13 protein-coding genes are annotated in these 14,262 nt (G+C 70.5%); 12 read left to right on the top strand and 1 reads right to left on the bottom strand.

Annotated elements, in window-relative coordinates; translation table 11 throughout:
• Positions 1 to 27: 27 nt before the first annotated feature.
• The gene (locus JMJ55_RS17770; RefSeq protein ID WP_202826922.1) at positions 28 to 978 is read right to left on the bottom strand and encodes a serine/threonine dehydratase; all 951 of its coding nucleotides are present in this window, start codon (positions 976 to 978) and stop codon (positions 28 to 30) included.
• A 102-nt stretch (positions 979 to 1,080) separates the two neighbouring features.
• Here JMJ55_RS17770 and JMJ55_RS17765 point away from each other — a divergent pair, with 102 nt between their 5' ends.
• From JMJ55_RS17765 to JMJ55_RS17710, 12 genes are all read left to right on the top strand, one after another.
• Positions 1,081 to 1,542 carry an HPr kinase/phosphorylase gene (locus JMJ55_RS17765; protein WP_202826921.1) on the top strand — a complete coding sequence of 154 codons (462 nt, stop codon included), beginning with the start codon at positions 1,081 to 1,083 and terminating at the stop codon, positions 1,540 to 1,542.
• Positions 1,542 to 2,471, top strand: a complete 930-nt coding sequence (gene rapZ, locus JMJ55_RS17760) for an RNase adapter RapZ (protein WP_202826920.1) — start codon at positions 1,542 to 1,544, stop codon at positions 2,469 to 2,471. Before JMJ55_RS17765 ends, rapZ begins: the two co-directional genes overlap by 1 nt.
• Entirely contained in the window at positions 2,468 to 2,914 is a 447-nt protein-coding gene (locus tag JMJ55_RS17755; protein WP_202826919.1) for a PTS sugar transporter subunit IIA, read from the top strand. The genes rapZ and JMJ55_RS17755 overlap by 4 nt, the downstream gene beginning before the upstream one ends.
• Complete coding sequence (locus JMJ55_RS17750) at positions 2,911 to 3,264, top strand: HPr family phosphocarrier protein (RefSeq protein ID WP_202826918.1); 354 nt, start codon at positions 2,911 to 2,913, stop codon at positions 3,262 to 3,264. The genes JMJ55_RS17755 and JMJ55_RS17750 overlap by 4 nt, the downstream gene beginning before the upstream one ends.
• Positions 3,254 to 5,101, top strand: coding sequence for a phosphoenolpyruvate--protein phosphotransferase (ptsP, locus tag JMJ55_RS17745; RefSeq protein ID WP_202826917.1), 1,848 nt, complete (start codon positions 3,254 to 3,256; stop codon positions 5,099 to 5,101). The genes JMJ55_RS17750 and ptsP overlap by 11 nt, the downstream gene beginning before the upstream one ends.
• A gap of 50 nt (positions 5,102 to 5,151) precedes the next feature.
• Positions 5,152 to 6,999 (top strand): transglycosylase domain-containing protein, encoded by a 1,848-nt coding sequence (locus tag JMJ55_RS17740; RefSeq protein WP_202826916.1) that lies wholly within the window; start codon positions 5,152 to 5,154, stop codon positions 6,997 to 6,999.
• A gap of 103 nt (positions 7,000 to 7,102) precedes the next feature.
• Entirely contained in the window at positions 7,103 to 7,720 is a 618-nt protein-coding gene (locus tag JMJ55_RS17735; protein ID WP_202826915.1) for a histidine kinase dimerization/phospho-acceptor domain-containing protein, read from the top strand.
• Positions 7,721 to 7,994: 274 nt separating this feature from the next.
• Positions 7,995 to 9,047, top strand: a complete 1,053-nt coding sequence (locus JMJ55_RS17730; RefSeq protein WP_202826914.1) for an amino acid ABC transporter substrate-binding protein — start codon at positions 7,995 to 7,997, stop codon at positions 9,045 to 9,047.
• Between the two features lie 78 nt (positions 9,048 to 9,125).
• Positions 9,126 to 10,328: an amino acid ABC transporter permease gene (locus tag JMJ55_RS17725; RefSeq protein ID WP_202826913.1), complete on the top strand. Its 1,203-nt coding sequence runs from the start codon at positions 9,126 to 9,128 to the stop codon at positions 10,326 to 10,328.
• Positions 10,329 to 10,332: 4 nt separating this feature from the next.
• A complete protein-coding gene (locus JMJ55_RS17720) occupies positions 10,333 to 11,463 on the top strand; it encodes an amino acid ABC transporter permease (RefSeq protein WP_202826912.1) in 1,131 nt (376 codons plus the stop codon).
• A gap of 13 nt (positions 11,464 to 11,476) precedes the next feature.
• Entirely contained in the window at positions 11,477 to 12,262 is a 786-nt protein-coding gene (locus JMJ55_RS17715) for an amino acid ABC transporter ATP-binding protein (protein WP_328702687.1), read from the top strand.
• A gap of 58 nt (positions 12,263 to 12,320) precedes the next feature.
• Entirely contained in the window at positions 12,321 to 14,222 is a 1,902-nt protein-coding gene (locus JMJ55_RS17710; protein WP_236033800.1) for a potassium transporter Kup, read from the top strand.
• Positions 14,223 to 14,262 lie beyond the last annotated feature (40 nt).

The raw sequence follows: 14,262 nt of genomic DNA, 5'->3' as shown, positions 1-14,262 counted from the left end.
GACGACTCGCAGGGGTCGTCCAGGCTGTCAGGCGCCCGCTACACTCCCGGGTGCACAATTGCCGCCACAGACCAGCACGCCCACCTGCGCGCCCGGCGGCGCCACCCAGGCGCCGCAGATCAGCGCCGCCAGCGCCACGGCGCCGCCCGGTTCCGCCACCAGCCGCGCCGCATCCCAGAGCAGCCGCTGCGCCGCGAGGATCGCCGCATCCGGCACCAGCACCGCGGCCGTGACGGCGCGTTGCGCCAGCGGGAACATCAGCGCGCCCACCTGCCGCGCGCCCAGGCTGTCCGCCGCCACGCCGCCGACCGGCGCCGGCACCGGCCGGCCCTCGCGCAGCGCGGTGGCCAGCGTCGGGCAGCCCTCCGGCTCCACGCTGACCAGGGCGGTGCCGCTGCCGGCATACCAGGCGGACATGCCGCCGATCAGCCCGCCGCCGCCGGTCGCCACCAGCACATGCGTCAGCGCCGGCGCGTCTTCCGAGAATTCCAGCGCGACGGTGCCCTGGCCCGCCAGCACCGTCGCCTGGTCATAGGCATGGACCTGCAGCGCCCCGGTTTCGGCCGCCCTCGCCTCGCTCGCCTGGCGTGCCGCGTCATAGGCGGCGCCGCCCACCACCAGCCGGGCGCCATACCCCTCGATCCGCGCCCGCTTGGCCGGGCCGGTGAGTTCGGGGACGAAGATCTCCGCCGGGATGCCCAGCGCCCGCGCCGCATAGGCCACCGCCGCACCGTGGTTGCCGCCCGAGGCGGCGACCACGCCGGCCGCCGGCACCGGGCCCGACAGCAAGGTGTTGAAGGCGCCGCGCGGCTTGAAGCTGCCGCTCGCCTGCAGCAGCTCCAGCTTCAGGATCACGTCATGCGGCAGGCCCAGATCGGCGCCGGCCAGCCGCATCAGCGGCGTCCGGCGGATATGGGGGGCGATGCGCGCGGCCGCGGCGCGGATCGCCGCCTGGTCCGGAAGGGATGTGTCGGTCATGCGGCGCCACGGGTGGCATGGCCTGCCCCCCGGCGCAACCTGTAGTGCCCTTGGAACGTTCGGGCCTTTCTGCCATGGTGAAAATCCTGTTCGGTGGCGGCCATGATGCTGCTCCATGCAAGTTCGGTCGCCCGGGGCAGGGATGCCGTCCTCCTCCTCGGGCCGTCAGGGTCAGGGAAGTCCGATCTGGTGCTGCGCCTGCTGCAATCGGGATGGTGCCTGGTCGCCGATGACCAGGTTGCGCTCCGGGCGGAGGCAGGCGAACTGCGCCCGGATGCGCCCGCCGCCCTGGCCGGCCTGCTGGAAGTGCGGGGCCTCGGCATCCTCGGCCCCTTCCCTCGTGCCATTGCTCCCGTGCTGCGCCTCGTCGCCCGGCTGATGCCGCGCACCGAGATTCCCCGCATGCCCGAAGCCGAAGCCTGGACGGCCGAGGGCGTCAGCCTGCCCGCCATCCGCCTGCATGCCTTCGATGCCTCTGCCCCCGCGCGCCTGGCCTTCGCCCTGGATGCCGCGCTCGGCCGTCTCGGCGCGCCGGCCGGCGCCTTCGCCAAAGGCATGCCGTGATGGCGGCGCGGCCGGTCGTGCTCGTCACGGGACTTTCGGGCGCCGGCCGTGCCTCCATCCTCCGGACACTGGAGGATCTCGGCTTCGAGACGGTGGACAATCCGCCGCTCGACCTGCTGGAGGAGCTGGTCGGCGATGGCGACCTGCCACTGGCCGCCGGCGTCGATATCCGCAGCCGCGGCTTCGATCCGGCCGGTGTGCTCCGCACCCTCTCGCGCCTCCGGCTGCGTCCCGACATCGCGGTGACGCTGGTCTATGCCACCGCCGAGGATGCCGTCCTGCTGCGCCGCTTCAGCGAGACACGGCGGCGTCATCCGCTGGCCCCTGGCGGCTCGCTCGGCAGCCGCGTCGCCGACGGCATCGCCCGTGAGCAGGAGCTGATGGCGCCGCTGCGCGACGCTGCCGACATGCTGATCGACACCTCCGACCTGCCGCTGCCGGCGCTGCGGCAGATGATCGACCGCCGCTTCCGCGGCGAGGGCGCGCCCGGGCTGCTGATCCACATCCAGTCCTTCGCCTTCCCGCGCGGCCTGCCGCGGGAGGCGGATCTGGTCTTCGACCTGCGCTTCCTGCGCAACCCGCATTACGACCCGGTGCTGCGCCCGCTGACCGGCCGCGACCCGGCCGTCGCCGCCTATGTCGAGGCCGATCCGGACTTCCCCGGCTTCTGGACCCGGCTGACCGGCTTCCTCGACCCGCTGCTGCCGCGCTATGTCGCCGAGGGGAAGAAATACCTCACGGTCGCGATCGGCTGCACCGGCGGCCGCCACCGTTCGGTCCTTGTCGCGGAGAGGCTGGCTGCCCATTTGCGCGCCCTGGGCTGGCGGGCCGATGTGACGCATCGGGAACTCGATGGTATGGCGCCCCGCGCCGCCACCACGCCGGAAGCCCATCTAGGGGGTCGGGAGGCCCTTTCACCGTCCCCATGATCGGATTGGTCCTGGTTACCCATGGCCGGCTGGCCGACGAGCTTCGCCTCGCCATGGAACATGTGGTGGGCCCGCAACGCGCGGTCGCCACCGTCTGCATCGGTCCCGAAGACGACATGGAGCGTCGCCGGCAGGACATCCGCGAGAGCATCGCGGCGGTCGAGCAGGGCGATGGCGTGGTGGTGCTGACCGACATCATGGGCGGCACCCCCTGCAACCTCGCCGTCTCGCTGGCCGATCACAACCATGTCGAGGTCATCGCTGGCGTGAACCTGCCGCTGCTGGTGAAGCTGGCGAAGATCCGCTCCTCGGAACCCCTGGCCGAGGCGGTGGACCATGCCGCCGCCGCCGGTCGCAAATACATCGCCGCCGCCGGAGACATCCCGAACGGGATCGCCCGCGCCCATGGCGGCACCAACGGAACGGGTGGAAGCAAGCCATGAGCGAAACCGGCAGCCAGGCGACCAGCACCGCCCCCAGCACCGCCCCTGGGACCGAAGGCTCCGCCGCCGGCGGCGAGGATCTGGTGCTGCGGCAATGCGTCACCATCCGCAACAGCCGAGGGCTGCATGCCCGCGCCGCCGCCAAGCTGGTGACGCTGGCCGAGCGCTATTCCGCCTGCCTCAGCGTCACCCGCGATGGGCAGAAGGTGCCGGCCTGTTCCATCATGGGGCTGATGATGCTGGGCGCCGGCCAGGGCAGCCGGATCACCATCGAGGCGGAGGGCTGGGACGCGCGCGAAGCCCTGGACGCGGTCACCGGCCTGGTCGAGGCCGGGTTCCATGAAGACTGAGCGCGGCGAGAAGACCGAGGCGCGGCCCGCCGACATCCTTCGCAAGCCCGGGCCGCGGCGCGGCCGGGAACATGCCATCCGCGGCATCCCGGTCTCGCCCGGGGTCGCGATCGGCCCGATCTTCGACACCGCCGAGGTGCCGACGGAGGCGCCGCGCCGCGCCATCGGCACGGAGCAGGTCGAGGCCGAGAAGGCCCGCCTCGCCGAGGCCGTCAATCTCTCCCGCAAGCAGCTCGGCAAGCTGAAGATGCGGCTCTCCGTCCTGCCGGAGGAAGCGCAGGAGGAGCTGGCGCCGCTGCTCGACGCCTATGTGCTGATGCTGGGCAATTCCCGGCTGCTGCGCGGCGCCCGCAAGCGGATCGAGACCGAGCTGCTGGCCGCCGAGACCGCCGTGCAGGACGAGGCGGAGGCGATCGCCGCACTGATCCTCGCGGCGCGGGACGACGACAAGCCCGGCCTGCAACGCCGCGCCGGGGAGGTGCGGGAGATCGCCCGCCGCCTGACCCGCAACCTGACCTCCACCCCCTTCCGCAGCCTGAAGGGCGTGCCGGAAGGCGCCATCCTGGTCGCCGAGGAACTGACCCCGGCCGATGCCGCCCTGCTCGACCCGACGCGCATCGCCGGCGTCGCCACGGATGAGGGCGGGGCCGATGGCCATACCGCCATCATGCTGCGGGCGCTGGGCATCCCCGCCATCCTCGGCGCGACCGGCCTCAGCGAGAGTGCCGAGCGCGGCGACATGGCGGTGCTGGACGGTGCCGCCGGCACCCTCGTGCTCCGCCCCGGCGAGAAGGCGCTGGAGAAGGGGCGCGCGGCGCTCACCGCCTTCGCCAAGGAACGCACGAAGCTTGCCAAGCTGCGCCGCCTGCCCGCCGTCACCACCGATGGCGAGCTTGTGGAGTTGCAGGCCAATCTCGAGATTCCCGCCGAGCTGCCGCTGATCGCCCAGTCGGGCGCCATCGGCATCGGCCTGCTGCGCACCGAATTCCTCTTCATGGGCCGGGAGGATCTGCCGGACGAGGAAGCCCAGCTCATCGCCTATACCCAGGTGGTGGAGGCGATGGGCGGTGACCCGGTCACCATCCGCGTCCTCGACTGGGGCGGCGAGAAGGACATGCAGGCGCTGAGCGAGGGCGTGGCGCCGACCCATTCCGGGCCGAACCCGGCGCTCGGCCTGCGCGGGCTGCGCCTGCTGCTGAAGCGGCCGGAACTGCTGGAGGCGCAATTCGCCGCCATCCTCCGTGTCTCCGAGCGCGGCAAGGTGCGCATCCTGCTGCCGATGGTCACCAACCCCTCCGAGGTGAAGGCCGCCCGTGACATCTATGAGCGCGTCGCCCGCCGCCTCCGCCGCAAGGGCGTGACGCTGCCGGAGAAGCTGCCCGAGCTCGGCGTGATGATCGAGACGCCGGGTGCCGCGCTGGCGGCCGATGCCATCGCGCTGGAGGCGGATTTCTTCGCCATCGGCACCAATGACCTGGCCATGTACACCCTGGCGGTGGACCGGGCGGAGGCGGAGGTCAGCCACCTGTACGACTCGCTGCACCCGGCCGTGCTGCGGCTGATGCAATTCGCCACCGAGGCAGCGCTGCGGCTGCGCATGCCGGTTTCGGTCTGCGGCGAGATGGCGGGCAATCCGCGGCTGGTGCCCTTGCTGCTGGGCCTCGGCATCCGCTGCCTGTCGATGAATGCCAGCGCCATCCCGCGCGTGAAGCAGGCGGTCCGTGCGCTCGATATTGCCGATTGCGCCCGCTTCGCCCGGCGGGTGATGGAACAGTCGGATCCGGCTCGCATCCATGAACTGGTGCTGAACTTCGAGACCGGGTCGGAGAAGGGGTAGGGCGCTCTATCCGGATTCCGCGCCGGCCTGAGGGGCGCTATACCGGGGCCATGCCGCCGGCGCAGGCCGGCCGGACACGGTCGCGCCGGCCCCCCCCGCCCGCCCCGCCGTCCCGGCCAGCCCCAGCATCCCCCCCTGCCCCGTCCCGCGCGGCCCGCCGCAGCGGCTGGCACTGGCTGCGCTGGCCGCTGCTCATCGCCATCTGGGGCGCGGTGGCGCTGGCCCTGCTGCTGCTGGTCTTCGCCTGGGACCTGCCGCGGCCGGACAGCCTGCCGGCCGCCACCCGCCGTCCCTCCGTCACCCTGCTGGCGGCCGATGGCACCATGCTCGCCACCCAGGGCGACCTCTATGGCGAGGTGGTGCGGCTGCGCGACCTGCCGGCGCATCTGCCAGCCGCCCTCATGGCGGTCGAGGATCGCCGCTTCCGCAGCCATTTCGGCATCGACCCCTGGGGCATGGCCCGCGCGGCCCTGGCCAATTGGCGCGCCGGGGAAGTCGTCCAGGGCGGCTCCACCCTCACCCAGCAGCTCGCCAAGAATCTGTTCCTGACGCCGGAGCGGAATTTCCGCCGCAAGGTGCAGGAGGCCCTGCTGGCCCTCTGGCTGGAGCGCCGCTTCAGCAAGGACCAGCTGATGGAGATCTACCTCAACCGCGTTTATCTCGGCGCCGGCGCCTATGGGGTGGATGCCGCCGCGCGGCTGTTTTTCGGCCTGCCCGCCCGGCGCCTCCAGCTCTGGCAATCGGCGCTGCTGGCGGGGCTGCCCAAGGCGCCCTCGCGGCTCAACCCGCGCGCCTCGCCCGACCTCGCCGTCGCCCGCGCCTCGGAGGTGCTGGAGGCGATGGTGGTCAACCGCGCCATCACCCAGGCCCAGATGGAGGCGGAGCTGGGCCGGATGCGCCTGCCATCGCCGCGCGCCGGCCAGGCCGGCTGGTTCGCCGACTGGGCGCTGGAGGATCTGGCCGAGGCCTTCCCCGGCAATGCCGACCTGGTGCTGCGCGCGACGCTCGACACCCGGCTCCAGGCGGCGGTCGAGGCCCGGCTGGAAGCGCTGCTGGCCGGGCCCGGAGCGCGGGCCGGCGTCACTCAGGGCGCGGTGGTGGTGCTGGAGGCATCGAGCGGCGCGGTGCGGGCCATGGCCGGCGGGCGGGACTACCGCGCCAGCCAGTTCAACCGCGCCACCACGGCGCGGCGCCAGCCCGGCTCGGCCTTCAAGCCGGTCTTCTTCCTGGCCGCGCTGGAGGCGGGGATGCGGCCGGATGACGAGGTATCCGACGCGCCGCTCAATCTCGGCGGCTGGTCACCCGGCAACGGCACCTGGCGGCCGCGCGGCGAGATCACGCTGGAGGAGGCGCTGGCGCATTCGGTGAACACCGCCGCGGTCCGGGTGCTCTACCGTGCCGGCGGACCGCGCGTCGCAATGGAGATGGCGGCCAGGCTCGGGATCGAGGGGCGCTTCCCGAATGATGCCTCGCTGGCCCTCGGCACCGGGGAGGTGACGCTGCTCGACCTCGTCGCCGGCTATGCCGCGATCGCCAATGGCGGGCTGAGGGTCGCGCCCTTCGGCATCGCCGGGGCCAGCGCCGGCGGCCGGCCGCAGCCGGTGCGGCGCACCCCGCCGCGCCGGGTGGTGGCGGCCGAGCAGGCCGGGACGCTGCGGCGCATGCTGGAAGCGGTGGTGGCGCGGGGCAGCGGAAGGGCGGCGGCGCTGCCCGGCCGCGCCGTCGCCGGCAAGACCGGCACCACCCAGGATTCCCGCGATGCCTGGTTCATCGGCATGGTCGGTGGTCAGGTGATCGGTGTCTGGCTCGGCAATGACGATGCCCGGCCGATGGATGATGTCCGTGGCGGCACCCTGCCCGCCCGGCTGTTCCGGGAGGTCGCGGAAGCCCTGCCCTGAACGGGGTTGAAGCACGCATCCGTGACCCCCATCCTGAGGGGATGCCATCTTTCGCGAGGCGGGGTAGAGCGAGACCATGACGCAGACTGATGCCCCTCTTGCCATGGCAGCCGAACCGGCCGGGCTGCGACCCCGCGCCCGCCGGATGGGATCGGTCGCCATGCTGGCGCGGCCGGTGCAGCATGATGTCAACAACCTGCTGACCGTGGTCTTCGCCAACCTGGAATTGCTCAAGCGCACCGCCGCCGAGGGCCCGCCCCAGCGCCAGCTCGACCGCATCCAGGTTGCGGCCCGCCGGCTCGACAGCTCGACCCGCGCCATGCTGAACCTGCTGCGCCGGCCGACCGGCCAGGTGGGCGAGCTGCGCCTGTCCGAAGCGGTGGGCGCGCTGGAGCCGCTGCTCGGTCTGTTGCTGACGGCCGGGACCCTGGACCTCGAACTGCCGGAGGGCGACCCCATGGTCCGCCTGGACCGCGCCGCCTTCGAGGACGCCCTGCTCGCCATCGCGCAGCAGGCGTCCGAAGGGATGCCGCGGGAGGGCAAGCTGCGGATCGCGGTCGAGGCCGGGCCGGACGAGGCAAGCCTCGTCCTGACCTGGCCGGAGGGGCTGGTGCTGCCGGGCCTGCCCGCCCTGGCGGCACTCGGGCGCGAACTGGACGGCCGGGTCGAGGAAGCCGCGGGCCTGCTGCGCCTCTCCCTGCCGGCCGAACCGGCGACCTGACTCCGCCGGCCTGATCGGCCTCGGCGCCCGGAATCTGGGCAGGCGCCGCCTGTTCCCCCGCCAATGCGGGCCCGGGACGGGCCGCCGCCCAAATCCGCTTGCTTCGCAAGCCCGGAAGGCTCTGCTATCGCCCATGGGTCGGCAATGTGTCCGGCCAGGGACTCCGCGCAAGAAACGTTGCGCTGGTGGGCGCCCCTGGCGCAGCATTTGCTGGACAAACAGGGACAAGGTCCGCCCCCGTGAAGCGGGGCGGCCGTAACGGGAGACGGAGTTGATGCCCCCATTTGGGCTTTCCATCGCGCGTGCCATGGGTGCGGCCGCCCTTGGCCTGGCGCTCGCCCTGCCGGGCGTGGCGCAGGCACAGCAGGCACCGGCCGCCAATGCCAATACCTTCGATGCCGTCCGCGCCCGCGGCCAGCTCGTCTGCGGGGTGAATACCGGCCTCGCCGGCTTCGCCCAGCCCGATAGCCAGGGCGTCTGGCGCGGCTTCGACGCGGAATACTGCCGCGCCATCACCGCCGCCATCTTCGGTGACCCGAGCAAGGTGCGTTTTGTGCCGACCACCGCCCAGGTGCGCTTCACCGCGCTCCAGTCCGGCGAGGTGGACGTGCTCTCGCGCAACACCACCTGGACCCTCTCGCGCGACACCGCGCTCGGCCTCGACTTCGCCGCGACCAATTTCTTCGATGGCCAGGGCTTCATGGTGAAGACCGCCCTCGGCGTGAAATCGGCGAAGGAGCTGGAAGGCGCCACCATCTGCGTCCAGCCCGGCACCACCACTGAGCAGAACCTGTCCGACTGGGCGCGCGCCAACCGCATCCGCTTCACCCCGGTGGTGATCGAGCGGCTGGAGGAGATCGTCGGCGCCTTCGTCGCCGGGCGCTGCGATGCCTACACGACCGATGTCTCCGGCCTCGCCGCCACCCGCTCCGCCCAGCCGAAGCCGGATGACTACGTCATCCTGCCGGAGGTCATCAGCAAGGAGCCGCTGGCGCTCGGCGTCCGGCAGGGCGATGCCCGCTTCGCCGATGTGGTCCGCTGGACCCATTTCCTGCTGCTGAGCGCCGAGGAATTCGGCATCACCCAGGGCAATGTGGACCAGATGGCCAATGACCCGCGGCCGGAAGTGCAGCGCATGCTGGGCAGGAATGGCGAGCTCGGGAAGATGCTCGGCCTCGACAACCTCTGGGCCGTCAACGTCATCAAGGCGGTCGGGAACTACGCCGAGCTGTTCGACCGGACCCTGAAGCCGATCGGCATCCAGCGCGGCCCGAACGCTCTCTGGACCACCCAGGGCGGGCTGCAATACTCGCCGCCCTTCCGCTGATCCTACCAGCCTGACCAGGGGGGCCGGCGCCCGGCCGGCCCCCGCCTTCCCGCTGACGGCCTGGAACCAGAGGGCGCCATGTCCCAGACCACCATCGACCCGCGTTCGCTGCGCGCCCCGCCCCGGCGGCCGCTGCGCCTTTCCTGGTCCGACGAACGGGTGCGCGCCATCGTCTGGCAGATCCTCGTCGTCGGCCTTCTCGGCGCCATCGTCTGGTGGCTGTGGTCGAACACGGTCCACAACCTCGAGGTCCGGCGGATCGCCACCGGCTTCGGCTTCCTCAACCGGGAAGCGGGGCTGCCGATCGCCGAGAACCTGATCCCCTACAGCCCGACCGATACCTATTTCCGCGCCCTGCTGATCGGCCTGCTCAACACGCTGAAGGTGGCGGTGGTCGGCATCATCCTGGCGACCGTCTTCGGCACGCTGATCGGCATCGCCCGGCTGTCGAAGAACTGGCTGCTCTCCAAGATCGCCGGCGTCTATATCGAGGTGATCCGCGACCTGCCGCTGCTGCTGCAGCTGCTGTTCTGGTACGCGATCCTCCAGGGCCTGCCCGGGCCGCGCCAGGCGCTGCATCCGGTGGGCGGCGTGTTCCTCTCGAACCGCGGGCTGAAGCTGCCCTGGATCGAATGGCAGGACGCGCATTCCTATGCGCTGCTGGCCTTCGCCCTGGGTGCGGTCTTCACCTGGTTCTACCGGCGGGATGCCATCCGCAAGCGCATCGCGGATGGCAGGCCGCGGCCGGTCTGGCCGGTGGCGCTGGGCTGCCTGGTGGTGCTGCCGGTCGCGATCTGGGCCGCCGCCGGCGCGCCCTGGACCGTCGATTGGCCGGAGCTGCGCGGCTTCAACTTCCGCGGCGGCCTCAACATGTCGCCCGAGTATTTCGCCCTGCTGCTGGGGCTGACCACCTACACCGCCGGCTTCATCGCCGAGATCGTGCGCGCCGGCATCCTCGCCGTGCCGCATGGCCAGTGGGAGGCGGCGCAGGCGCTCGGCCTCCGGCCGGGCCAGGTGCTGAAGCAGGTGGTGCTGCCCCAGGCGCTGCGGGTCATCATCCCGCCGATGACCAGCCAGTATCTCAACATCACCAAGAACAGCTCCCTGGCGGTGGCGATCGGCTACCAGGACATCGTCTCGATCGCCAATACCACGCTGAACCAGACCGGCCAGGCGATCGAGGGCATCGCCATCATCATGGTGGTCTATCTCTCGATCAGCCTGTCGATCAGCCTGTTCATGAATTGGTATAACGCGAAGATCGCGTTGGTGGAGCGCTGAGCCCATGAGCGACATCACTCTCAACGCCGCCGCCAAGGTCGCCGAGGCCGCGCCGCGCAGCGCGCCGATCACCCAGATCGGCTTCGTCGGCTGGCTGCGGGCCAACCTCTTCTCCGGCTGGCTCTCGACCGCGGTCACCCTGCTGCTGGCCTATCTGATCGTCCGCTGGGCCATCGGCTTCGTGGACTGGGCCTTCGTCAACGCCGTCTGGTCGGTGCCGAACAACCAGACCCAGGCCTGCCGCGACCTGCGCGGCACCGGCGCCTGCTGGGCGGTGGTGACGGAGAAGCACCGCTTCATCCTCTTCGGCACCTACCCTTATGACCAGCACTGGCGGCCGGCGCTCTGCATCGCGCTCTTCGTCGGGCTCTACATCGTCTCCGCCATGCGGCGCTTCTGGCGGAAGGAGCTGGCGCTGATCTGGGTGGCGGTGCTGGCCGTGATCGGCGTGCTGATGTGGGGCGGCGTGCTGGGCATGCCCTATGTCCCGCAGGAGCGCTGGGGCGGCCTTGTCATCACCCTGATCCTTGCGACCTTCGGCCTGGCGCTGGCCTTCCCCCTCGCCATTCTGGTGGCGCTCGGGCGGCGGTCGCAGCTGCCGGCCATCAAGGCGATCTGCGTCCTCTATGTCGAGCTGATCCGCGGCGTGCCGCTGATCTCCCTCCTCTTCATGGCGAGCGTGATGTTCCCGCTCTTCCTCCCCGAGGGGATGAATATCGACAAGCTGCTGCGCGCCCAGCTCGCCATCATCCTGTTTGCCGGCGCCTATCTGGCCGAGGTGGTCCGCGGCGGGCTGCAGTCGCTGTCCAAGGGGCAGTACGAGGCGGCGGATGCGCTCGGCCTGTCCTACTGGCAGAAGACCGGCTTCATCATCCTGCCGCAGGCGCTGCGGCTGGTCATCCCGCCGCTGGTCAACACCTTCATCGGCTTCTTCAAGGACACCTCGCTGGTACTGATCATCGGCATCTTCGACCTGCTGACCGCAGGCAAGACGGCGATCATCGAGCCGGCCTGGCAGGGCTTCGGCATCGAGGTCTACCTGACCGTCGGCGCCATCTATTTCATCTTCTGCTTCGCCATGAGCAAGTACAGCCAGGGCCTGGAGGCGGAGCTGAACCGCCACCGCCGGCACTGAGGGGAACCCAACGATGAGCGAGACCCTGGACCACATCGCCTCGGCCGCGCGGACGGATGCCCCGCCGGCCATCATGCTCGACAAGGTCAACAAGTGGTTCGGCGCCTTGCACGTCCTGCGCGACGTGTCGCTGAACGTGGCGCTCGGCGAGCGGGTGGTGGTCTGCGGCCCCTCCGGCTCCGGCAAGTCCACCATGATCCGCTGCATCAACCGGCTGGAGACGCATCAGGAAGGGCTGATCAAGGTCAACGGGATCGAGCTGTCCGATGACCTGAAGGCGCTGGACGACATCCGCCGCGAGGTCGGCATGGTGTTCCAGAGCTTCAACCTCTTCCCCCACCTCACCATCCTCGAGAACTGCACCCTGGCGCCCATCTGGGTCCGCCGGATGCCGAAGAAGGAGGCCGAGGAGCTGGCGATGGAATACCTGACCCGGGTGCGCATCCCGGAGCAGGCGAAGAAATATCCCGGCCAGCTCTCGGGCGGGCAGCAGCAGCGCGTCGCCATCGCCCGGGCGCTCTGCATGAAGCCGAAGATCATGCTCTTCGACGAGCCGACCTCGGCGCTCGACCCGGAGATGATCAAGGAGGTGCTGGACACCATGGTCAGCCTGGCCGAGACGGGCATGACCATGATCTGCGTGACGCATGAGATGGGCTTCGCCCGGCAGGTGGCGGACCGGGTGGTGTTCATGGACCGCGGCGAGATCGTCGAGGTCGGCGCGCCGACCCAGCTTTTCGAGAACCCGCAGACCGAGCGGCTGAAGACCTTCCTCAGCCAGATCCTCCGGGGCCATTGATCGGCGAAGGCGCCGGGCCTATGCCTTGGCGCCTTCCCTTCCCCCCGGGCCACGATCCTTGACCGCATCCCCCGACGCTGGATCCCCTGACGCCGGCCACCGCCGCGCCCTGTCCCCCGCCCTGATCCTGGGTGTCCTCGGGGTCGTCTATGGCGATATCGGCACCAGCCCGCTCTATGCCCTGAAGGCCTCCGTCCTCCATTTCGCCGCCGATGGCGTGGAGCGCTGGGAGGTGCTGGGGCTCCTCAGCCTGATCTTCTGGTCGCTGATCCTCACCGTCACCATCAAATACGTCGTCTTCGTCCTCCGCGCCGACAACCGTGGCGAGGGCGGGATCCTGGCCCTGATGGCGCTCGCCCAGCGCTGCGCCCGGACCGAGCGCGGCCGCTGGCTGGTGGCGCTGGTCGGCATGGCCGGCGCCTGCCTCTTTTTCGGCGACGGGATCATCACCCCGGCCATCTCCGTCCTCTCGGCGGTGGAGGGGTTGAAGATCGTCTCCCCGGCCTTCGAGGAGGCGGTGATCCCGCTCTCCCTCGTCATCCTCTTCGCCCTCTTCCTGGTGCAGTACCGCGGCACCGGCAGCATGGGCGCCATCTTCGGCCCGGTCTGCGCCCTCTGGTTCGCCAGCATCGGCCTGCTCGGCCTCATCGAGATCGTGCGGGAGCCGGAGGTGCTGGTCGCCCTCTCGCCGACCTATGCCATCCATTTCTGCTACGTCTATCGGCTGGCTGCCTTTATCGCCATGGGCAGCGTGGTCCTGGCGGTCACGGGGGCGGAGGCGCTCTATGCCGATATGGGGCATTTCGGCAAGCGGCCGATCCAGTTCGCCTGGATGAGCTTCGTACTGCCGGCGCTGGCGCTGAACTATTTCGGCCAGGGGGCGCTGCTGCTCTCGACGCCGGAGGCGCTGGAGAACCCCTTCTTCCTGCTCGCCCCGGAATGGCTGCGGCTGCCGCTGGTGGTGCTGGCCACGGCGGCCACCATCATCGCCAGCCAGGCGATGATCTCGGGCGCCTATTCCATCGCCCGGCAATGCGTCCAGCTCGGCTTCTCGCCGCGGCTTGAGGTGCGGCATACCTCGGTGACGGAGGAAGGTCAGATCTACCTGCCGCAGGTGAACTTCGCCCTCCTCATCGGCGTGGTCATCCTGGTGATGGAGTTCCGCAATTCCGACAGCCTGGCGGCAGCCTATGGCATTGCCGTCACCGGCACCTTCCTCTGCACCTCGACGCTGGCCATCCTGGTGTTCCGCCGGCAGTTCCACTGGTCGCTGCCGCTGACCCTCGGGGTCTTCACCCCGCTGCTGGCGCTGGATGCGGTCTTCTTCATCGCCAATGTGCTGAAGATCCCGGATGGCGGCTATGTGCCGCTGGTGCTGGGCGCCATCCTGATGCTGCTGATGACCACCTGGTACCGCGGCCGGCAGCTGCTGTTCGCCCGGTTCCGCCAGGACAGCCTGCCGCTGAAGAGCTTCCTCGCCCGCCTGCCGCAGAGCCGCACCATCCGCGTCCCTGGCATCGCCGTCTTCATGACCGGCCAGGCGGACTACGTCCCCGGCGCCCTGCTGCACAACCTCAAGCACAACAAGGTCCTGCATGAGCGGGTGCTGTTCGTCACGGTGCTGAACGAGGACGTGCCCCAGGTCGGCCCCGACCGGCGGCGGGAGGTGCAGGAGCTCGGCGCCGGCATCCACCGGGTGATCCTCCGTTACGGCTTCCAGGAAAGCCCCAATATCCCGCGGGAGCTGGAAGGGCTGCGCGAGATCGGCGTCCCCTTCGACACCATGCAATCCAGCTACTTCCTGGGGCGCGAGACGCTGGTGCAGGCGGTGGTGCCGAAGATGTCCCGCTGGCGGCAATGGCTGTTCACGCTGATGAGCCGGAATGCCGTGCCAGCCACCGAATTCTTCCGCATTCCCTCCGACCGGGTGGTGGAGCTGGGGGTCCGGGTCGCGATCTAGCGGTGGTGCGGGTTGGTACGGGGGTCATGAACCAGCCCGG

It is taken from the genome of Belnapia mucosa (assembly GCF_016775475.1).
GTDB lineage: Bacteria > Pseudomonadota > Alphaproteobacteria > Acetobacterales > Acetobacteraceae > Belnapia > Belnapia mucosa.
Note: the sequence above shows the minus strand (reverse complement) of the source record. Positions and strands in the feature narration are given on the sequence as shown.